The 19,977-nt window shown below is 70.1% G+C and carries 20 protein-coding genes; 1 reads left to right on the top strand and 19 read right to left on the bottom strand.

Annotated features, from left to right (window positions below; genetic code table 11):
* Positions 1-100: 100 nt before the first annotated feature.
* Positions 101-1,087, top strand: coding sequence for a peptidylprolyl isomerase (locus HUN08_RS08720; protein ID WP_301546951.1), 987 nt, complete (start codon positions 101-103; stop codon positions 1,085-1,087).
* 42 nt (positions 1,088-1,129) lie between these two features.
* Here HUN08_RS08720 and HUN08_RS08715 read toward each other — a convergent pair whose 3' ends face one another.
* The 19 genes from HUN08_RS08715 to HUN08_RS08625 all read right to left on the bottom strand — a co-directional run bounded on the left by HUN08_RS08715 (position 1,130) and on the right by HUN08_RS08625 (position 19,977).
* A complete protein-coding gene (locus HUN08_RS08715) occupies positions 1,130-3,487 on the bottom strand; it encodes a bifunctional (p)ppGpp synthetase/guanosine-3',5'-bis(diphosphate) 3'-pyrophosphohydrolase (protein ID WP_124246622.1) in 2,358 nt (785 codons plus the stop codon).
* 93 nt (positions 3,488-3,580) lie between these two features.
* Positions 3,581-4,135 (bottom strand): adenine phosphoribosyltransferase, encoded by a 555-nt coding sequence (locus HUN08_RS08710; RefSeq protein ID WP_124246338.1) that lies wholly within the window; start codon positions 4,133-4,135, stop codon positions 3,581-3,583.
* A complete protein-coding gene (locus tag HUN08_RS08705) occupies positions 4,120-5,808 on the bottom strand; it encodes an ABC transporter substrate-binding protein (RefSeq protein ID WP_124246337.1) in 1,689 nt (562 codons plus the stop codon). The genes HUN08_RS08710 and HUN08_RS08705 overlap by 16 nt, the downstream gene beginning before the upstream one ends.
* A gap of 19 nt (positions 5,809-5,827) precedes the next feature.
* Positions 5,828-7,099 (bottom strand): protein translocase subunit SecF, encoded by a 1,272-nt coding sequence (secF, locus tag HUN08_RS08700; RefSeq protein WP_124246336.1) that lies wholly within the window; start codon positions 7,097-7,099, stop codon positions 5,828-5,830.
* Entirely contained in the window at positions 7,096-8,793 is a 1,698-nt protein-coding gene (secD, locus tag HUN08_RS08695; protein WP_124246335.1) for a protein translocase subunit SecD, read from the bottom strand. Before secD ends, secF begins: the two co-directional genes overlap by 4 nt.
* Before the next feature lie 20 nt (positions 8,794-8,813).
* The gene (gene yajC / locus HUN08_RS08690; protein WP_124246621.1) at positions 8,814-9,206 is read right to left on the bottom strand and encodes a preprotein translocase subunit YajC; all 393 of its coding nucleotides are present in this window, start codon (positions 9,204-9,206) and stop codon (positions 8,814-8,816) included.
* Positions 9,207-9,237: 31 nt separating this feature from the next.
* Positions 9,238-10,329 (bottom strand): Holliday junction branch migration DNA helicase RuvB, encoded by a 1,092-nt coding sequence (gene ruvB / locus HUN08_RS08685; protein ID WP_124246334.1) that lies wholly within the window; start codon positions 10,327-10,329, stop codon positions 9,238-9,240.
* Between the two features lie 7 nt (positions 10,330-10,336).
* Positions 10,337-10,927 carry a Holliday junction branch migration protein RuvA gene (ruvA, locus tag HUN08_RS08680; protein ID WP_124246333.1) on the bottom strand — a complete coding sequence of 197 codons (591 nt, stop codon included), beginning with the start codon at positions 10,925-10,927 and terminating at the stop codon, positions 10,337-10,339.
* Positions 10,924-11,502, bottom strand: a complete 579-nt coding sequence (gene ruvC, locus HUN08_RS08675; RefSeq protein WP_124246332.1) for a crossover junction endodeoxyribonuclease RuvC — start codon at positions 11,500-11,502, stop codon at positions 10,924-10,926. The genes ruvA and ruvC overlap by 4 nt, the downstream gene beginning before the upstream one ends.
* Positions 11,503-11,617: 115 nt before the next feature.
* Complete coding sequence (locus HUN08_RS08670; protein WP_124246331.1) at positions 11,618-12,373, bottom strand: YebC/PmpR family DNA-binding transcriptional regulator; 756 nt, start codon at positions 12,371-12,373, stop codon at positions 11,618-11,620.
* A 30-nt stretch (positions 12,374-12,403) separates the two neighbouring features.
* The gene (pdxT, locus tag HUN08_RS08665) at positions 12,404-13,030 is read right to left on the bottom strand and encodes a pyridoxal 5'-phosphate synthase glutaminase subunit PdxT (RefSeq protein WP_124246330.1); all 627 of its coding nucleotides are present in this window, start codon (positions 13,028-13,030) and stop codon (positions 12,404-12,406) included.
* Positions 13,027-13,887 (bottom strand): acyl-CoA thioesterase II, encoded by an 861-nt coding sequence (locus tag HUN08_RS08660; protein ID WP_124246329.1) that lies wholly within the window; start codon positions 13,885-13,887, stop codon positions 13,027-13,029. Before HUN08_RS08660 ends, pdxT begins: the two co-directional genes overlap by 4 nt.
* A 151-nt stretch (positions 13,888-14,038) precedes the next feature.
* Positions 14,039-14,581 (bottom strand): LuxR C-terminal-related transcriptional regulator, encoded by a 543-nt coding sequence (locus HUN08_RS08655; protein WP_124246328.1) that lies wholly within the window; start codon positions 14,579-14,581, stop codon positions 14,039-14,041.
* Between the two features lie 158 nt (positions 14,582-14,739).
* Positions 14,740-15,468 carry a hypothetical protein gene (locus HUN08_RS08650; protein ID WP_124246327.1) on the bottom strand — a complete coding sequence of 243 codons (729 nt, stop codon included), beginning with the start codon at positions 15,466-15,468 and terminating at the stop codon, positions 14,740-14,742.
* Positions 15,461-16,405 carry a PP2C family serine/threonine-protein phosphatase gene (locus HUN08_RS08645; RefSeq protein WP_301546950.1) on the bottom strand — a complete coding sequence of 315 codons (945 nt, stop codon included), beginning with the start codon at positions 16,403-16,405 and terminating at the stop codon, positions 15,461-15,463. The genes HUN08_RS08650 and HUN08_RS08645 overlap by 8 nt, the downstream gene beginning before the upstream one ends.
* Positions 16,406-16,413: 8 nt before the next feature.
* Positions 16,414-17,301: a pyridoxal 5'-phosphate synthase lyase subunit PdxS gene (gene pdxS, locus HUN08_RS08640; protein WP_124246326.1), complete on the bottom strand. Its 888-nt coding sequence runs from the start codon at positions 17,299-17,301 to the stop codon at positions 16,414-16,416.
* An 88-nt stretch (positions 17,302-17,389) separates the two neighbouring features.
* Complete coding sequence (locus tag HUN08_RS08635; RefSeq protein ID WP_124246325.1) at positions 17,390-17,914, bottom strand: NUDIX hydrolase; 525 nt, start codon at positions 17,912-17,914, stop codon at positions 17,390-17,392.
* A 21-nt stretch (positions 17,915-17,935) separates the two neighbouring features.
* A complete protein-coding gene (locus tag HUN08_RS08630; protein ID WP_124246324.1) occupies positions 17,936-19,060 on the bottom strand; it encodes a glycosyltransferase family 4 protein in 1,125 nt (374 codons plus the stop codon).
* Positions 19,057-19,977: a phosphatidylinositol mannoside acyltransferase gene (locus tag HUN08_RS08625; RefSeq protein ID WP_124246323.1), complete on the bottom strand. Its 921-nt coding sequence runs from the start codon at positions 19,975-19,977 to the stop codon at positions 19,057-19,059. The genes HUN08_RS08630 and HUN08_RS08625 overlap by 4 nt, the downstream gene beginning before the upstream one ends.

Below are 19,977 nucleotides of genomic sequence, written 5' to 3'. Positions count from 1 at the left end.
CCTGCGCGACGCCGCCCGCCGACCCGGTGTCGCCGCCGGGGACGGATTGCTGGCACTATGGCACAAGACCTACGACCCCTCCCGAGGAGAGTTGCCGCACGTGACCAGCAGTGACGAGTCATTGACCAGTAACGAGGACCGCCGCACGGCCGCGAAGCGCAAGCTCGAGGCGCGCCTGGAAAGCGAACGGGCCCGCCGTCGCCGCAACCGCAACATCGCCGTGTCGATCGTGACCGTGGTGACGCTGGTGATCGCGTTGACGGTCGCCTGGCTCGCCCACACCTTCGTCGGGACCGTCACCTGCCAGTGGGGCAAGCCGCAGAACACGCTGGCCGACACGGTCAAGGGTCGCGACAAGATCGTCAACGAGCAGCCGCCGGAGCGGCGCGCCGAGGCGGCCAAGTACATGGACGCGCTGGCCGCGGGGGTGCCCAAGGAGCGCTCGGCTCCGCAGCCCTCGTCGAATGTGCCGCTCCCCTTCCCCGGCTCGCACCGCTACGTCAAGACCGGCCTGTGGCCCGTCGGCTCGACCACGCCGATGAACCTGCAGACCAACCGCGGCGACCTGCCCATCACCCTCGATCACGCCTCGGCACCGTGCAACTCGGCGGCGATCCAGTCGCTGGTCAAGGCCGGCTACTACAACGGAACCGACTGCCACCGCCTCACCCGGAGCCAGAACCTCAAGGTGCTGCAGTGCGGCGACCCCACCGGCACCGGCATGGGCGGACCCGGCTGGACCAGCCCGGACGAGTCGCCCACCAACCTCAAGGCCGTCGACGGCGCGCAGAACAACCCAATGCTCGGCGGGTCCGGCCCGGTCGTCTACCCCCGCGGCACCGTCGCGATCGCGAACTCCAACAACGCGATGCTCGGACGCGCCAACACCGGGGCCGCCCAGTTCTTCATCGTCTGGGCCGACTCGCAACTCACGCCGGACTTCGCCGTCGTCGGCCACCTCGACGAGAGCGGCATGAAGACCCTCGACGCCATCTCGAAGATCCCCACCGAAAAGGGGCCCGACGGGAGCGCCGACGGCGGCAAGCCGAAGGAGCCGGTCACCATCAAGACGGCGACCGTCGGCTAGCTCTCCGCGAGCTACGCGGCTGCATCACGGCCGCTCCGCGAGCTACGCGGCTGACGTGACGCGGTAGACGTCGTAGACGCCCTCGATGTTGCGCACGACGTTCAACACGTGCCCGAGGTGCGTCGGGTCGCCCATCTCGAAGGTGAACCGGCTGACCGCCACGCGGTCGTTGTTGGTGGTCACCGATGCCGAGAGGATGTTGAGCCGCTCGTCGGCCAGCGCCTTCGTGACGTCGGACAGCAGCCGGTGGCGGTCGAGGGCCTCCACCTGGATCGCGACGAGGAACACCGAGGAATCCGACGGGGCCCAGACCACGTCGATGAGCCGCTCGTCCTGCTCCCGCAGCGACTCGGCATTCGTGCAGTCGGTCCGGTGCACGCTCACCCCGCCGCCGCGTGTGACGAAGCCGAGGATCTCGTCCCCCGGCACCGGCGTGCAGCATTTCGCGAGCTTGATCAGCACGTTGTCGACGCCCTCGACCACGACGCCCGCATCCCCGCCGGAACGCCGGCGCGGCGGGATCGTCGACGGGGTGGTGATCTCCGCGAGTTCTTCCTCGGCACTGTCGAGGCCGCCGAGTTGGGCGACCAGGCGCGTGACGACCCGGTGCGCCGACACCTGGTTCTCCCCCACCGCCGTGTACAGGGCGGTGACATCGGGATAGCGCAGCTCGGCCGCGACGGAACTCATGTTCTCGCTGGTCAGCAGGCGTTGCAGCGGCAGTCCGCCGCGCCTCACCTCCTTGGCGATCGCGTCCTTGCCGGTGTCGAGGGCCTCCTCGCGGCGCTCTTTGGCGAACCACTGCCGGATCTTCGTCTTCGCGCGCGGCGACACGACGAAGTTCTGCCAGTCTTTCGACGGCCCGGCGTTGGGCGCCTTGGAGGTGAAGACCTCGACGACCTCGCCGTTGTCGAGTTTGCGCTCCAACGCCACCAACCGGCCGTTGACCCGCGCACCGATGCAGCGGTGGCCGACCTCGGTGTGCACCGCGTAGGCGAAGTCGACCGGGGTCGAACCGGTGGGCAACGTCATCACGTCACCCTTCGGCGTGAAGACGAAGATCTCCTTGACGGCGAGGTCGTAGCGCAGCGATTCCAGGAACTCCCCCGGATCGGCCGCCTCCCGCTGCCAGTCGAGGAGCTGCCGCATCCACGCCATGTCGTCGATCTCGGCCAGCTCGGCCCGCTTGTGGCCCTTGCGATCGCGGTAGCCGCTCTCCTTGTACCGCCAATGCGCCGCGATCCCGAACTCCGCGGTCCGGTGCATGTCGGTGGTGCGGATCTGCACCTCCAGCGGCTTGCCCTCCGGGCCGATCACCGTCGTGTGCAGCGACTGGTAGACGCCGTAGCGCGGCTGGGCGATGTAGTCCTTGAACCGGCCCGCCATCGGCTGCCACAGCGAGTGCACCACGCCGACCGCCGCATAGCAGTCGCGGACGTCGTCGCAGAGGATGCGGATGCCGACGAGGTCGTGGATGTCGTCGAAGTCGCGGCCCTTGACGATCATCTTCTGGTAGATCGACCAATAGTGCTTGGGCCTGCCCTCCACGACCGCCGACAGCCGGGCCGCGCCGAGGGCGGCGTTCACGTCGTCGCGCACGCGGGCGAGGTAGGTGTCGCGCGACGGGGCGCGATCGGCCACCAGGCGCACGATCTCCTCGTACCGCTTGGGGTGCAGGATGGCGAAGGAGAGGTCTTCGAGTTCCCATTTGACCGTCGCCATCCCCAGCCGGTGGGCCAGCGGGGCGATGACCTCGAGGGTTTCCCGAGCCTTGCGGGCCTGCTTCTCCGGCGGCAGGAACCGCATCGTGCGCATGTTGTGCAGCCGGTCGGCGACCTTGATGACGAGCACGCGCGGATCCCGGGCCATCGCGATGATCATCTTGCGGATGGTCTCGGCCTCCGCGGCCGTGCCGAGGGCGACCTTGTCGAGTTTGGTGACGCCGTCGACGAGATGCGCGACCTCCGGACCGAAGTCCTCGGTGAGCTGCTCCAACGAGTAGCCGGTGTCCTCGACGGTGTCGTGCAGCAGCGCCGCGACGAGGGTCGTGGTGTCCATGCCGAGGTCGGCGAGGATCGTCGCGACGGCGAGCGGATGCGTGATGTAGGAATCACCGGACTTGCGGAACTGGCCCTCATGCTGCGCCTCGGCGATGTCGTAGGCGCGTTGCAGCAGCGTCACGTCCGCCTTGGGGTACACCTCGCGGTGCAACGCCGCCAACGGCTCGAGAACCGGGCGGACCGACGACCGGGTCGCCGTCATGCGGCGGGCCAGACGGGCGCGGACGCGGCGCGTCGCCGACGACGGTGCCACCGCACCCTCGGCGACCGGGCCCACCGCAACCGGGGCGGCCTGGGCCGACGGTTCGGTATCCGGGTCGTCGACCGCCCCGAGGGGCAGCGGGACTCCGGCGGCGGCCTCGGTCCTCGTCGCGTCGTCCACGCGCGCTCCTCTCGCTGGCTGTGTGACCAGTTTAGACGGGAGAACCGCGATCTACCCGGCGCTCAGCGCATGGACGGCGGCGTCGGGGGCCAGCGCGCGGCGCAGCGCGGCCCGACCACCGAGGTCGACGAGTTCGAGCACCACGGCGACCGCCGAGACGGTGGCGCCCGCCGACTGCAGGAGTCCGGCCGCGGCGGCGATCGTCCCGCCGGTGGCCAGCACGTCGTCGATCACCAGGATCCGCTTCCCGCGGAGGTCGATCCCGTCGGCGGGGATCTCCAGCGTCGCCGTGCCGTACTCCAGGTCGTAGCTGGCCGACAGCACCGGCGGCGGAAGTTTGCCCTGCTTGCGCACGGCGATGACGCCAACGCCGAGGTGGTGGGCCACCGCGCCGCCGAGGAGGAAGCCGCGCGCGTCGATACCCGCCACCGCCTCGGCCCCCTCGGCGGCCTCGGCCAGTGCCGTCACCACCGCGGCGAAGCCCGCCGGATCGGCCAAGACCGGCGTCAGGTCGGAGAACACGACCCCGGGTACCGGGAAATCGGCGACCGAGCGGGTCAGCGAGGCAATGGCCGCGGCGGCATCGGCGCTCACTTGCGCATCCACCGGTCCATGTTCCAGCCGGTGCCGACGCGTCCGCGACCGCTGATGACGCCGGTCAACTTCTCCGACCAGACCTGTTCGCGGGGCGTCGCGAACAACGGCAGCGCCGACAACCCCCGCCACGCCGCGGCCTCCATCGTCCGCGACAGCGCGAGTTGGTCGCCGGCCACCTCGGCGACCGCGAACTTGGCCACCGCCTCGGTCGCCGCCGGATCGTTGAAGTCGCCGATGTTGAGCGGGTCGCCGCCGTAGAGCGAATACGAGTCCCGGACCGCCTCCGCGGCTCCCGACGCGGCGAAACTCGCCCCGGAGTTCAGCAACAGCACGTCGAGCTTCCCGGCGCGCAGGTCGCCGACCGACACGGTCGGGCTGCCCGCGTCCACCACGTCGATCCCGGCGCGTCGGCAGGAGTCCGCGATCGCGGCGACCATCTGCTGATGGCGGTTGTCGGGGCCGAGATAGCCGATGCGCACCCGCAGCGGCGGTGCCGGTTCCCCGTTCGGGCCGGGCGGTCGCTGTTTCAGCTGGTCCCGGGACCGGAGAATGTCGGCGCGGGCGAAGCGTTGGCCGAATTGGCCGTTGATCGGATCGGCCAGGTCGCCCGCGGGCGGGTAGACGTGCAGGTTCCACGGCTGCGACCCGTAGCCGAACGAGCGCGCCAGCTGATCGCGCGGCACGCAGGCGCCGAAGGCCTGGCGGGCCGGCGGGGGGCCCAGCGGGCCGCGCGACGCCAGGACGAGCTGCTCGGTGGAGAGGGCGCCGGCCGACGGCGCGATCTTCGGCGACTCGGGATTGCCGCCCTTCTCCGACGGCGGCTCGATACCAGCGGTCGTATCGGTGACCTCGAAACCGCCGGCCGCGGCCCGCGCCGCCGTGTCGGTGTTGCGCCCGAAGACGACGATGCTGGCGAGCGCCGCCGGCTCGCCCCACCACGCCTCGTTCCGGACCAGTCGGAGCCCGGTCTTCGGATCGAAGGAGTCGGCCCGGTACGGGCCGGAGGAGACGAATCGCTTCGGGTCGAGCCGACCGGTCGGAAGGTCGAAGCCGGTATTCCACGATTTGGCGATGGCGGCGAGGACGGCCGGGTCGCGCTTGCGGATGGGGTCGACGACGGACGGAACCCCGGCGTCCTGGGCGACGATATGCGCCGGCAGCAACGTCCCCGCGCCGAACAGCGAGCGCCAGTCTCGATAGTCGCGGCCCTTGAGGAAGTAGACCGTGGCGCTGGGCTCGCCGGCCGCGCAATCGACCCGGTCGATGTCGCGGTAACCGGCGGTGGTCGCGGCATCGAAGCCTTTGAACCGGCCGCTCTGCGCGGCCCAGGAGAGCAGCAGGTCGTCGCAGCTGAGTTTCGTCCCGTCGGAGAACACCGCCTTCGCCGAGAAGGTGTAGCGCAGTGTCAGTACCGGGCCGGGTTGCTGTGCCACCTCGCCGATGTCGCGGTCGGACATCGTCTGGCCCTGCGGTCCCATCGCGTTGAAGCCGCCCTGGACCCGGGCGAACGCCATCAGCACGCCGTCGGAGTTGCCCTTGGCGCTCGCGGCGTTGTAGGTGCTCAGACGCGCGTCGGTCCGGTAGTAGAGCGGCCTGTTCTGGTCGGCCCCGCAACCGGCGAGTACTGGCACGGCGAGCAGCGCCGCCGCCGCGAGCACACCGATCGCTTTCGGGCGCATCATGTTTCGCACGATGGCCAGACTAGCGCGAGCGACGCCGCTTTCCGGTCGGACGCGCCTGCCCCGCCTCGCCCTCGCCGTCCGCGAGGGCGTGACGCGCCCCCCGACGAGCCGCGGCGGGTACCGCCTTCGTCTCCGTGCCGGCCCGGCGCGCCAACACCTTGCGGGTATGGGCGGCGATGTCGGGATTGCGCTCCTTGAGGCTCACCAGCATCGGCGTGGCCAGGAAGACCGAGGAGAACGTGCCGACCACGACGCCGACCAGCTGGATGAGCGCCAGGTCTTGCAGGGTGCCGACGCCGAGCATCCAGACGGCGATGACCATCAGCGCGATGATCGGCAGAATCGAGATGACGGTCGTGTTGATGGACCGCATCAGCGTCTGGTTGACCGCCAGGTTCGCCTGCTCGGCATAGGTGCGACGCGAGGTCCGCATGAAGGATCTGGTGTTCTCCTCGACCTTGTCGAACACGACGACCGTGTCGTAGATGGAGAAACCGAGGATGGTGAGCAGGCCGATGACCGTGGCCGGGGTGACCTCGAAGCCGACGATCGAATAGACGCCGGCGGTGACGATCACGTCGAAGAACAGCGACGCCAGGGAGGCGATCGACATCTCCTTGTCGAAGCGGATGGCGATGTAGATCGTCACGATCACCAGGAACACCACCAGCGCGAGCACCATCTTGCGGGTGATCTCCGACCCCCACGTCGAACTCACGTCGTCCGAGGACACGTTCGAACGGGTCAGCGCGGGCGAGAACTCCGCAACGATGGCGTCGGTCAGCTTGTTCGCCTGGGCCTCGTCGAGATGCTCGACGCGGACCTGGATGGTCTTGGCCGCACCGGAGCCGGCGGTCTGCGTCATCTCGGGCGCCTTGCCGAGGACCTCGGTGAACACCTTCTCGACGCGCGGCACCGTCACCGAGGAGTCGGTCGCGGGCAGCGACACCTGGGTTCCGCCCTGGAAGTCGATTCCGAAGGTGAAGCCGCGGAGCAGGATCGAGAGGAGGCAGATCGCCAGGATCACGCCGGTGACCATGTACCAGCGCTTGCGGTGGCCGACCACCTCGAAGGCGCCGGTGCCGGTGTACAGCCGCGACAGGAACGACCGGTTCGCGTCGGCGGTGAAGTCGGCATCGGCGACCAGTGTGTCCGCCGCCTCCACCGCTTCGCCGCGATCACGGTTGATGCGGAAGCCGGCGGGCAGCAACGGATCGTCGCCGTCGCCGGTCGCGCGCTTGGAAAGACCGTCGACGCTGTCGCTGCCGGGGCCGCCTCTGCTGAAACTCATCGTCGGCCTCCTCGGGTGGCGCCGGAGCGGTTGTCTGCCGGGTTCGGGTCCGCGGGGGCCGGCCCGTCATCGGACGGGGCCAGGCCCACCGCCGCGCGGGCGGCGGCGCGGCGCTCGCGCGCCACATCGCTGACGGCGCCGAGGCCGTTGACCGACGGCTTGGACAGGAAGGCGGAGCGGCTCGCGAGGACCACCAGCGGGTGGGTGACCAGGAAGACGATCAGCACGTCGAGGATGGTCGTGAGTCCCAGGGTGAAGGCGAAGCCCTTGACCGATCCGACGGCGAGGACGTAGATCACCACCGACGCGATCAGACTGACCGCGTTGCCGGTCCACACCGTGCGCCGAGCGCTGGCCCAGCCGCGCGGCACCGCGGAGCGGAAGGATCTCCCCTCGCGCATCTCGTCCTTGATGCGCTCGAAGTAGACCACGAAGGAGTCGGCCGTCATACCGATACCGATGATGAAACCCGCCACACCGGCGAGGTCGAGGGTGAAGCCCATCCACCGGCCGAGTAGCACGATCAACCCGTAGGACATGGCGGCGGCCAGGACCAGCGAGATGAAGGTCAGGATGCCGAGCATGCGGTAGTACGCCAGGGCGTAGATCAGGACCGCGATGAACCCGACCAGGCCGGCGATGAGGCCCGCGCGCAGGGCCGACAGGCCCAGCGTCGAGGAGACCGTGCTGGCGTTCGACGATTCGAAGGACAGTGGCAGCGAGCCGAATCGGAGCACGTTGGCCAGCTCCCGCGCGCCGTCCTCGGTGAAGCCGTCACGTCCGCCGGAGATCTCGGTGCCCGCGTTGATCTGGCTCTGGATCACCGGAGCCGAGACCACCCGGGAGTCCAGGGTCATCGCCGTCATGGTCCCCCGGTGCTGACCGGTGTAGTCGGGCCACAACTTGTGGGCCGGGGATCCGCTCTTGAAGTCCAGGGCGACGGTCCACTGATTGGTCTGCGTCGAAAGGTTCGCGCCGGCCTTCCCGATGTCGGCGCCGTCGATGATCATCGGCTCGAGCAGGTAGACCTGCTTGCCGTCGGTGCTGCACGCGACGAGATAGGCGTTGGGATCGTCGTTACCCGCCAGCGGGTCGTCGGCCTTCGGGTCGCAGTTCATCTTCGGCATATGCGCCTGCAACGCGGCCAGCTGCTGGGGAGTGGCATCCTTCGGCGCCTGCCGCAGTTTGCGCTGCTCGTCGATGGCGGCTCGACGCTGCTCGGGCGTCGGCACGGTGTCGTCCGCCTTCTTCGGCGGCTGCGGGACGGCGTTCATCACGACGTCCTGCCCGGCCGGGCTCTTCACCACGGGCCGGATGTAGAGCCGGGCGGTCTGCCCGAGGTTGCGGGCCTGGCGTCCGTCGTCGCCCGGCACGGTGATGATCAGGTTGTCACTGCTGATCACGACCTCCGAGCCGGCGACGCCGAGGCCGTCGACGCGCTGCTGGATGATCTGGCGCGCCTTCTCCAGCTGGTCCTTGTCCGGACGTTTCCCGTCCAGCGTGCGGGGCGTCAGGATGACGCGCGTGCCGCCCTGCAGGTCGATACCGAGCTTGGGCTCCGGCTTGCGGTCACCGGTGAAGAACACCAGGCCGAAGACGATGCCGAGGAGGGCGAAGAAGGCGAGCAGCGGCTGCCAGGGCGGGGTTTCCCGCGAACTGGTTCGCCTCGCCGCGGGACGACGCGGAGTGGTCACAGTGGTTCGGTTCTCCTGAGTTATTTCTCGTCGGCCGCGTCGTCGGAGGTCGCACCCGACTCCGCGCCGCTCGTGCCGGCAGCCGGGGTTTCGTCACCCGCGTGGTCGGCGGGTGCGTCGTCGACCAGGCCGACGCCGACGTAGGTGTCGGCGGCCTCGTCGACGGGAACGACGCCGCGCACGGCGAGTTTGTTCCAGCGTCCGACGACTCCCGGTGCGGTCTCGACGTCGACGAAGTCCTCGTTGGCGTCGATGACGGTGCCGAAGAGCCCCGACATCAACTGGATCCGGGTTCCGGTGACCAGCGAGGCCTGCATCTCCTGCATCTCTTGCATCTGCTTCTTCTGCTTACGGGTGCCGAAGAACAGCATCGCCCCCATGAGCACCAGCATCGCCGGGATCAGTAATTCCATGCCCTTCATGGCGACCAGTCTGCCAGACGCGTCACTCGTACTCGTCGAACAGGTTCGGTTCGTCACCGCGCGCCCGCACGCCCCAGGTCGCGTTCAGCGCACCGGCCGGCGGGACGAGGCCCAGATGGTGCCATGCCGCCGCCGTCGCGACCCGTCCGCGCGGGGTGCGGGCGATCAATCCGGCGCGGACCAGGAAGGGCTCACACACCTCCTCGACGGTCGCCGGCTCCTCGCCCACCGCGACGGCCAGCGTCGAGACCCCGACCGGGCCGCCACCGAACCCCTGCACCAGTGCGGAGAGCACGGCGCGGTCGAGGCGGTCCAGACCGCGCTCGTCGACGTCGTAGACGGTCAGGGCGGCGCGGGCGATGGGCAGCGTCACCGATCCGTCGCCGCGCACCTCGGCGTAGTCGCGCACGCGGCGCAGCAACCGATTGGCGATGCGCGGGGTGCCCCGCGACCGGCTCGCCACCTCGGCGGCCGCCTCGTCGGTGAGGTCGACGCCCAGGATCCGCGCCGATCGGGTCAGCACCGCGACCAACTCGTCCGTCTCGTAGAACTCCATATGCGCGGTGAAACCGAACCGGTCCCGCAGCGGACCGGTCAGTGCTCCGGACCGGGTGGTCGCGCCCACCAGGGTGAAGGGTGCGACGTCGAGCGGGATCGACGTCGCCCCCGGCCCCTTGCCGACGACGACGTCGACGCGGAAGTCCTCCATCGCGAGGTACAGCATCTCCTCGGCGGGCCGCGCGATGCGGTGGATCTCGTCGATGAACAGGACGTCGCCCTCGACGAGGTTGGACAGCATCGCGGCCAGGTCCCCCGCGCGCTCCAGGGCCGGGCCCGATGTCACCCGGATCGCCGAACCGAGTTCGCCGGCGATGATCATGGCCAGCGACGTCTTGCCCAGGCCGGGCGGACCGGACAGCAGGATGTGGTCCGGGGTGCCGCCGCGGCCCTTGGCGCCGCGCAGCACCAGTTCGAGCTGTTCGCGGACCTTGGCCTGCCCGATGAAGTCGGCCAGCGAGCGCGGCCGCAGATTGGCGTCGAGTTCGCCGTCGGCCGACAGCCGTCCCGCGCTCAAGGTGCGCTCTGCGTCATCGTCGCCGGAATCCATCGTCATCGCCCCCCTACTTCTTGCCCAACAGCGCCAGGCTCGCACGCAGCACGGTCGCCGAATCGCCGTCGGGTGTCTGTGCCAGAACCGATGCCACGGCCTTGTCGGCGGCGGTCTCCGCGAAGCCGAGCCCGATCAGCGCCTCGGTCACCTCGGCACCCACCGTGGTGCCCGACGACAACGGCGACGACGACCCGCCGGCGACGACCCCGACCTTGTCGCGCAGCTCCACGACGAGCCGTTCGGCGACGCGCTTGCCGATACCGGGCACGGCCGTCAGCGCCTTCGTGTTCGACGAGGAGAGGGCCGCGGCGAGTTCGGCCGGTTCGTGGACCGCCAACGCCGCCATCGCCAGGCGAGGTCCGACGCCGGTCACCGTTTGCAGCAGGACGAACAGGTCGCGCGCCGCCCCGTCGGTGAAGCCGTACAGCGTCATCGAGTCCTCGCGCACGATCATCGTCGTGAGCAGCGTGGTCTCCGCGCCGCGCTTGAGCGTGGCGATGGTCGCCGGTGTGACCAGGACGCGGTACCCGACGCCGGCGCAGTCGACGACGACGTGGTCGAGCGCGACGTCGACCACCGGCCCCCGCACCGACGCGATCATCGCCGGGCCTCCAGCGCCGCGGCGTGGGCCGCCTTCAGCTTGGCCCGATGCGCACGGGCCAACTCCTGGGCCTTGGCCTGGGCCGCGACGATGCGGTCGTCCATCGGACCGCGCCAGCACTGGCAGATCGCCAGGGCGAGGGCGTCGGCCGCGTCGGCCGGTTTGGGCCGGGTCTGCATCCCCAGGATCCTGGTGACCATCGTCGTGACCTGCGCCTTGTCCGCCCGACCGGAGCCGGTGACGGCGGCTTTCACCTCGCTGGGCGTGTGGAAGCGCACCGGGATGTCGCGCTGGGCGGCGGCGAGGGCCACCACACCGGCGGCCTGCGCGGTACCCATCGCGGTGCTGACCTGCTGCTGCGCGAACACCCGCTCGATCGCCACGACCTCCGGGCGGTGCGTGTCGAGCCAGTGGACTGCCGCGGTGTGCACGGCGAGCAGACGGTCGGCGAGGTCCATCGTCGGCGGGGTGCGCACCACGTCGACGTCGAGCGCGGTCACCGCCCGGCCCGCGCCGGACTCGACCAGCGCGATCCCGCACCGGGTCAGTCCGGGGTCCACCCCCATCACACGCATGCGCCCTCCAACCGGCCTCGTCCACCCGTTCCCGACGCCGCGCGTCGCGAACAACTGTTCGAGATTCTAGAAGGCCGCACCGACGGCACGGTGGAGCGACACGCTCCCCGGCGGATCAGTCCTCGTCGAGCTGGGCCAGCACGTCGTCGGAGATGTCGACGTTGCTGTAGACGTTCTGCACGTCGTCGGAGTCCTCGAGCGCGTCGATCAGTTTGAAGACCTTGCGCGCGCCGTCCGCGTCGACCGGGACCTCCACCGAGGCCCGGAAGTCGGCCTCGGCCGAGTCGTAGTCGATTCCCGCGTCCTGCAGCGCCGTGCGGACCGCGACCAGATCGGTCGGCTCGCTCACGACCTCGAAGGTCTCCCCCAGGTCGTTGACCTCCTCGGCCCCGGCGTCGAGGACGGCCATCAGGACGTCGTCCTCGCTCTGCCCGGCCTTCTCCAGGGTCACCACTCCCTTGCGGGTGAAGAGGTAGGAGACCGAGCCCGGGTCGGCCATGTTGCCGCCGTTGCGGGTCATCGCGGTGCGAACCTCGCCCGCGGCGCGGTTGCGGTTATCGGTGAGGCATTCGATGAGGATCGCGACGCCGTTGGGGCCGTAACCCTCGTAGGTGATGTTCTGCCAGTCGGCGCCGCCGGCCTCTTCGCCCGCGCCGCGCTTGCGCGCCCGCTCGATGTTGTCGTTGGGCACCGAGGACTTCTTGGCCTTCTGGATCGCGTCGTAGAGCGTCGGGTTACCGGCCGGGTCGCCGCCGCCGGTGCGGGCCGCGACCTCGATGTTCTTGATCAGCTTGGCGAACATCTTGCCGCGCTTGGCATCGATGACAGCCTTCTTGTGTTTGGTGGTCGCCCATTTGGAGTGTCCGCTCATGGCGAGACAGTTTACCCGGGCCTCCGGAGATCAGTGCCGCACCATCTCGACGAAGTACTCGTGCACCCGCAGGTCGCCGGTGACCTCCGGATGGAAGGAGGTGGCGAGCACCGAGCCCTGGGCCACGGCGACGATCCGCCCGTCGGCCCGTCCCTCCGGCGTCGCACCGGCCGGAACCGTCGCCAGCACCGTCACCCCGGGGCCGGCTTCCTCCACCCAGGGGGCCCGGATGAAGACGCCGCGCATCGGCGCGGCTTCGGGCCGGTCGGTGATCCCGGCGAACTCGAGGTCGGACTCGAAGGATTCGACCTGCCGACCGAAGGCGTTGCGCCGGACGGTGATGTCGAGGGCGTCCAGATGGCAGGCGTCGGGACGGGTGTCGAGGATCCGGGAGGCCAACATGATCATGCCGGCACACGAGCCGTATGCGGGCAGTCCGTCGGCGAGCGCCGCCCGCAGCGGCTTCTCGAGTTCGAAGACGGTGAGGAGCTTGGAGATCGTCGTCGACTCGCCGCCGGGCAGCACGATCCCGTCCAGGCCGTCCAGTTCGTCGGGGGTCCGGACCGGGCGGGTCTGGGCGCCGACCGCGCGCAGTGCGGCCACGTGTTCGCGGACATCCCCCTGGACGGCGAGAACCCCGATCGTCGGGGCCGTCACGACTCCTCGGTCTTCATCGGGATCCCCTGGACGCTCGGGTCGCCGATGATCCGCGCCAACCCCTCCTGGGTCACCGCGGCGACGAGTCTGCCCCGCTGGTCGAAGAGACGCCCCTGGGTCAGGGCGCGGCCGTGACCCGCGGCCGGGGAGTTCTGGTCGTAGAGCAGCCATTCGTCGGCGCGGAAGGGCCGGAGGAACCACATGGCGTGGTCGAGCGAGGCGGATTGGACCCGCTCGTCGCGGTGGATCGACGAGGCCGAGCCCAGCAGCGTCATGTCGCTCATGTACGCGAGCACGCAGACGTGTGAGACGTAGTCGTCGGGCAGGCGGTGCCGGTAGCGGAACCACACGCGCTGCTGTGCCGCCAGATCGGCGGAGAGTTCCATCTGGTCGCGCGGCACGATCCGGATGTCGAAGTTCTCCCACTCGGCGAAGAGCCGCCGGTCGTCGTCGGTCCCGGTGTCGCGGCGGTCGGCGAGTTCCTCCGGGCCGATCACCGACGGCATCCGGTCCTGGTGCTCGATCCCCTCGTCGGTGCCCACGTGGAAGGAGGCCGACATGGAGAAGATCGCCTCGCCGTTCTGGACGCCGGTGACCCGGCGGGTGACGAACGAGCGGCCGTCGCGGATCCGGTCGACGAGGAAGACCGTCGGCATGTCCGGGTTGCCGGGCCGCAGGAAGTAGCCGTGCAGCGAGTGGACGCCGAACTCGACCGGCACGGTCCGGGTGGCCGAGACGAGGGCCTGCCCCGCGACCTGACCGCCGAAGGTTCGGCGCAGCACGCTCGGATAGGCGGGGCCGCGGAAGATGTCGGTTTCGATCCGCTCCACGCGCAGGATCTCGTCAATGGTCGGCACGGACCCATTATCACCGACGAAAGCGGCCAGCCCCGACCCGGTATGGGCGGAGCGAGCCGCTGTCGACCCCTCGACTTGTGTTTCAGTCGACCCCTCGACTTGTGTTTCAGTCGTCCCCACGATCCGGGGACTCGGATGAGTCCCCGGTCGGCTACAGCTCTTCGAGCGAGATCAGTTCGTCCTGGACGGCACGGGCCACCAGGCCCGCTTTGGTGGGGGCCGGACGCCCGAGGTCGGCGTACTTGGCGCGGATCCGGGTCAGGTGGGTGTTGACGGTGCCCAGCGAGATGCCGAGATCGGCGGCGACGGCCGGCTTCGAGTCCAGCAGCAGCCAGGTGCGCAGCACCTCGACCTCGCGGGTGGTGAGCGTCGGGCGCGGCAGTTCGAGGTCCGCGGCGGCGGTGAGGCGGGCGGTCTCGGCCTCGGCTTCCGGATCGACCTCCACCGGTCGCTCGAAGACGACGATGCCGCCGGGCAGCCGGCCGATCGCGCGGGCCCCGAACTCCAAGTCCGGCCGCGGAGCCGAACCGGCGAAGGGGCGGCCGGGGACGGCCATGCGGCGGGCGGCGAGGTCGGCGAGGGCCTGCTCGCGGCGACGGGCCGATTCCACGGCGCGGCGACGGGCCGTTTCCTCCATGCGACGGGCATCGTCGATCCGGTGGTGGGTCGGGTTCCACGGGGCGGCTGCGGTCATCGTCAAACTCCTGTCTCGTGCCTCACCGGACGTTGTTCATCCGGTGTTGGAAACGACCGTATGGCCGCGGCGGCGATCAGGAAATGGGGAGAACTACCCATGTCGTATGCGCAGGTCAACGCATTAATCGAAAGGGGTTGGGCGTGTCGGTACCCGGGTCAGCTCTCGGCGGGGAGGTTGCGTCGCGCCTCTTCGTCCAGCAGCGGCAGGTCGGCCCGCGACACCATCTGCGAGGAAAGGGCGAACTCGACGAGGCGTGCGCGGCGGTTCGACGCCAGCTTGCCGCCGCCCGCCCGCATCCCGGACACGCCCATCTGGTCGAGTTTGTCGCAGACGTTGTCGAGTTTGCGGTTGAACTTGGTGAGCGACCACCCGAGTCGCGCCGCCGCCTGGGCCGAGCTGGGGATGGCGCTGGCGCCACTGCCGTCCCGCCGGAGCATCGGCTCGGCGAGCACCAGGATCAGCAGGCGCTGACTCTCCGTCAGGCTCGGCACGCCGACGGTGGTGTCGCCGGAGGGCGCGGTCGTCGTGTGCGCCGCCGGCCTCTCCCCCGGGGTGGCGTGGATCTCGACCTCGTAGGTCGTCGGTCCGGCGGTGAACACCACGCTCATGCGGCCGAAGACGAGCGGGAGGTTGACCCCGGGTGCGATCTCGGCGCGGAAGCCCACCTCCGCAGCCGTGACCGAGGCCGACATGTGGGTGCCGACGTTGGAGAGGTACCACAGGCCGCCGGAGCCCCGGTGGACCAGCAGGAACCGCCGGTGCAGATAGGGGTTGTCGTCGACGGCGAGGTCGCCTTCGCGACCGATGGTGAAGCGGCCTCCGGGATCGACGTCGAACCGCTCTCCGCAGAATTCGACGTAAACGTCCGCAGAGGCGTCAGGCATCGGTCTCGTCGGTCGTGCCGTCGGTTTCCGCGGATTCCGCCTCGCCGTCGGCCCCGTTGTCGTCGGTCCCGTTCTCTTCGGTCCCGGTGTCGTCGTCAGGCTCGTCTTCGCCGGCCTCGGTCTCGCCGGCCCCGTCGACGGTGCCCTCGTCGCCGACCGCGCCGACCCGCACGACCACGACGGTGACGTTGTCATGCGCACCGAGTGCGAGTGCGCCCTCGACGAGCGCGTCCACGGCGTCCACCGCGGTCGCCGAGCCCGCGAGGATGTCCGCGATCTCGGCGTCGGGCAGCTCGCCGGTCAGGCCGTCCGAGCACAGCATCAGCTGATCGCCCGGCTCCGTCTCGAAGACGAAGAAGTCGGCGCGCGGCGTGACCATCCCGGCGCCCAGGGCGCGGGTGATGACGTTGCGACGCGGATCGACCCGGGCCTGCTCGGCCGTCATCATCCCGGCGTCGACGAACTCCTGGACCTGCGAATGGTCGACGGTGACCTGTTCCATCACGCCGTCGCGCACACAGTAGGTGCGCGAGTCACCGATGTTGAACACCAGCCAGTGCGGGGCGTCGTCGCGGGTCACCAGCACGGCGCCGGTCGTCGTGGTCCCCGCGCGGCGGTCCGATGCGGTGTCGACCTCGGCGATGGCATCCTGCGCCTGCACCAACAGCTCGTCGACGGCGGTCCGCGTCTCGTCCTGACCCTCGCCCACCGGCAGTTCGGCGAGCACGCCCAAGGCGACGGCGCTGGCGACCTCGCCACGTTCGTGACCGCCCATCCCGTCGGCCAGCAGGAAGAGCCCGGGGCGCACCAGCGCGGCGTCCTCGTTGGCCTCCCGAACCATGCCGACGTTGCACGCCACCGCCCATTCCAGGCGCAGGCCGCCGGTTTCGTCGCAACCGGCCGCCACGTCGTCGCGGACGTACTCGGGCGCGTCCACCCGGGCTATCACCAACCCCGCTCGGCGAGCCGGTGCGGCTGCGGGATGTCGTCGACGTTGATACCGACCATCGCCTCGCCCAAACCGCGGGACACCTCGGCGAGCTTGTCGGGATCGTCGTAGAAGGTGGTCGCCTTCACGATGGCGGCCGCGCGCTGCTCCGGGTTGCCCGACTTGAAGATGCCGGATCCGACGAAGACGCCCTCGGCCCCGAGCTGCATCATCATCGCCGCGTCGGCCGGGGTCGCGATGCCGCCCGCGGTGAAGAGGGTGACCGGCAGCTTGCCGGCCTTGGCGACCTCGACGACGAGTTCATAGGGCGCCTGGAGTTCCTTGGCCGCCACATAGAGCTCGTCGGCGGGCAGCGAAGTGAGGCGGCGGATCTCGTCGCGGATCTGTCGCATGTGGGTGGTCGCGTTGGACACGTCACCGGTGCCGGCCTCACCCTTGGAGCGGATCATCGCCGCACCCTCGGTGATCCGGCGCAGGGCCTCGCCGAGGTTGGTCGCGCCGCAGACGAAGGGCACGGTGAAGGCCCATTTGTCGATGTGGTTGGCGTAATCGGCCGGCGTCAGCACCTCGGACTCGTCGATGTAGTCGACGCCGAGGCTCTGCAGGATCTGCGCCTCGACGAAATGGCCGATGCGCGCCTTGGCCATCACCGGGATCGACACCGCGTTGATGATCCCGTCGATCATGTCCGGATCGCTCATCCGCGAGACGCCGCCCTGGGCCCGGATATCGGCGGGTACCCGCTCGAGCGCCATCACCGCGACGGCGCCGGCATCCTCGGCGATTTTGGCCTGCTCCGGGGTGACCACATCCATGATCACACCGCCCTTGAGCATTTCGGCCATGCCCCGCTTCACCCGGGAGGTGCCGACGTTCTCACTCACTAATCCCACTCCTGAAAGTTGCTATCACCAGTACCCGCTCAGTCTAGGGCAGCGGTCCGGCGCGGCCGACCGGCAGGTGGCGCACCGCTCAGGCGCCCACCCGCTCGATGATCTCGAAGTACTCCGGCATCGGTGCGCGGCCACCCAACCGCAGCAGGCGCACCGGTCGGCGCTGTGCCAGGGCCCGGGTGTCGCGCACCGCGTCGTTGTAGAACCGGCGGGCGATCACCACCCTGGTCTGGGCGTCGGCGACCTCGGCGATCAACTCGGTGGGCGGCGGGACGATCTCCCGCGTCGCGGCGGCCACCTTGCCCAGCAGGATCGACAGCTCGTTCTCCGGGTTCTCCCGCCGCGCGAACGAGGACGACTCCGCGCAATCGGCCAATCGCGCCATGTCGACGCCGAACTCGTCGAGTGCGGTGTCATCGCGTGAGCGCAGCGCCGCGGCGACCGTGCGCGCGACCGCGGCCCGCCGATCGAGGGCAGCCACCAGGGCCTGGTGCGCCAGGTCGGTGCGGACGTGCAGGCGGTCCAATCGATGGGCGACGCGATAGGCCCAGAGCAGAATCGCCGCCGCCATCGCGATTCCGATCACCGTGATCCAGATGCCCACTCGCCCTCGTCCCCCCGGTCGTCAATCCGCGATCGTCACGGGGCCGGTGGCCACCGTCACGGTCTCGTATACGCGCATGATCTGGTCGGCGACGCGCGACCAGTCGAACCGCCAGGCCTGTTCGGATCCGATCCGCACCTGCTCCGCGCGGGCCCCGTCGTCGGTAAGCAGGTCGATGACGCCCTGCGCGAGCGCCTCCCCCGAGCCGACCTCCACCAGTTTCCCGGCGCGCCCGTTGTCCAAGACGCGGCGGAAGGCGTTGAGATCGCTGGCGATCACCGCGGCACCGGCCGCCATCGCCTCGACCAGGACGATCCCGAAGCTCTCGCCGCCGAGGTTGGGCGCACAGTAGACATCGGCCGAGCGCAGCGCCCTGGCCTTGGTCGCGTCGTCGACCAGGCCGAGGAACACCAGTCGGTCCGACAGCTCGCCGGCCCGACGGCGCAGCGCCGCCTCGTTGCCGCCGCCGACGATGAGGACGGTGACGTCGGGGAAGGACTCGACGATCCGCGGCAGCGCGCGCATCAGGATGTCGATGCCCTTGCGCGGCTCGCCGTAGCGGCCCAGGAACAGGATCGTGCGCCCGGGACGCGGGTAGCCGTCGAGGGGCACCGCATCGGCGAAGAACGGCACGTTGATCCCGTTGGGTATCTCCACCGCATCCGACCCGAGCGATTCCATCTGCCAGCGCCGTGCCAGCTCCGAGACGGCGATCTTGCCCTTGATCCGCTCGTGGTAGGGCCGCAGCACGCCCTGGAAGACGCTCAGCACCAGCGACTTGGTCGTCGAGGTGTGGAAGGTCGTGACGATCGGCCCGTCGGCGACCATCAGCGCGAGCATGGAGATCGACGGCGCGTTCGGCTCGTGGACGTGCAGCACGTCGAAGGCCTCCTCCTCGATCCAGCGCCGCAGGCGGCGGTAGGCGTGCGGCGAGAAGGTGACGCGCGAGACCGAGCCGTTGTACGGGATCGCCAGTGCCGGACCGGCCGAGACGACGTAGTCGGGCAACTCCACGTCGGAACCGGCCGGGGCGAGGACGCTGACCTCGTGGCCGCGCTCGATGTAGACCTGCGCCAGCTCCACGACGTGTGCCTGGACTCCCCCGGGGACGTCGAAGGAGTACGGGCAGACCATCCCGATCTTCACCCGTGGTCCTCCAGGCGGGCGCGGCGCTCCTCGCTCCAGTCGGCCTCCCACAGGGGTTGGAACATATGCCAGTCGGCCGGGGCCGAGGCGATGCCGGCCTGGTAGGCGTCGGCGAGGCGCTGGGTGACCTGCTCCACCGAATCCGCCGCGCCGACCTCGATCGGCGTCAGCCGGATCCGCGAGGTGCGCGGCCCGGTGAAGCAGTGGTGCACGGCGATCAGCACGGCACCGGTGGTCTGCGCCAATCGGGCCGGGCCGGCCGGCATCCGTGTGCGCTCGCCGAAGAAGGTGACCGGGACGCCGTGGCTGGACAGATCCCGGTCGCCCATCAGGCAGACGAGGCCCCCGCCCCGCAGGCGCTCTTCGAGGGAGCGGAACGGCGGCTGTTCCCCGCCAGTGAGTGGGAAGACCTCGAAGCCCAGCGATTCCCGGTACTCGACGAATTGATCGAACAGCGACTCCGGCTTCAACCGCTCCGCGACGGTGGAGAAGGAGCCGCACCGGTTCACCAGCCACACCCCGCAGGTATCCCAGTTGCCCGAGTGCGGCAGCGCGTAGACGACTCCGCGGCCCGACGCGAAGGACTCGTCCACCAGGGCGGCGTCCGCGTCGCTGATCTCGGTCTCGGCGACGATCCGCGCCGGGTCCTCGCTCGGCAGGCGGAACGCCTCCCGCCAATACCGCGCGTAGGAGCGCACCGCTGCCGCGACGAGCCCGTCCGGCACCTCCTCCGGCGACACCCCGAGGACGCGTCCCAGGTTGCGGCGCAACTGCTGCGGACCGCCTCCGCGCCGGCCCGCGATGGTGCCTGCCCCGTCGAAGACGCCGCGGGCGAGGGACTCGGGCGCGTAGCGCACCGCGGCCCAGCCGGCGCGGTACCCGAAGTCGGTGAGGCCGTCGCGCACCCCGTCGAGCAT

It is taken from the genome of Gordonia sp. X0973, from assembly GCF_013348785.1.
In the GTDB taxonomy this organism is placed as follows: domain Bacteria; phylum Actinomycetota; class Actinomycetes; order Mycobacteriales; family Mycobacteriaceae; genus Gordonia.
This window is presented reverse-complemented; position numbering and strand designations above follow the sequence as displayed.

Excerpts from the sequence above, each read along its gene's own strand:
- HUN08_RS08670 (WP_124246331.1), bottom strand. The coding sequence starts at position 12,373 with ATGAGCGGACACTCCAAATGGGCGACCACCAAACACAAGAAGGCTGTC.
- yajC (WP_124246621.1), bottom strand. The coding sequence starts at position 9,206 with ATGGAATTACTGATCCCGGCGATGCTGGTGCTCATGGGGGCGATGCTG.
- HUN08_RS08650 (WP_124246327.1), bottom strand. The coding sequence starts at position 15,468 with ATGCCTGACGCCTCTGCGGACGTTTACGTCGAATTCTGCGGAGAGCGG.
- ruvC (WP_124246332.1), bottom strand. The coding sequence starts at position 11,502 with ATGCGTGTGATGGGGGTGGACCCCGGACTGACCCGGTGCGGGATCGCG.
- ruvA (WP_124246333.1), bottom strand. The coding sequence starts at position 10,927 with ATGATCGCGTCGGTGCGGGGGCCGGTGGTCGACGTCGCGCTCGACCAC.
- secF (WP_124246336.1), bottom strand. The coding sequence starts at position 7,099 with ATGAGTTTCAGCAGAGGCGGCCCCGGCAGCGACAGCGTCGACGGTCTT.
- HUN08_RS08655 (WP_124246328.1), bottom strand. The coding sequence starts at position 14,581 with ATGACCGCAGCCGCCCCGTGGAACCCGACCCACCACCGGATCGACGAT.
- HUN08_RS08625 (WP_124246323.1), bottom strand. The coding sequence starts at position 19,977 with ATGCTCGACGGGGTGCGCGACGGCCTCACCGACTTCGGGTACCGCGCC.
- HUN08_RS08705 (WP_124246337.1), bottom strand. The coding sequence starts at position 5,808 with ATGATGCGCCCGAAAGCGATCGGTGTGCTCGCGGCGGCGGCGCTGCTC.
- ruvB (WP_124246334.1), bottom strand. The coding sequence starts at position 10,329 with ATGACGATGGATTCCGGCGACGATGACGCAGAGCGCACCTTGAGCGCG.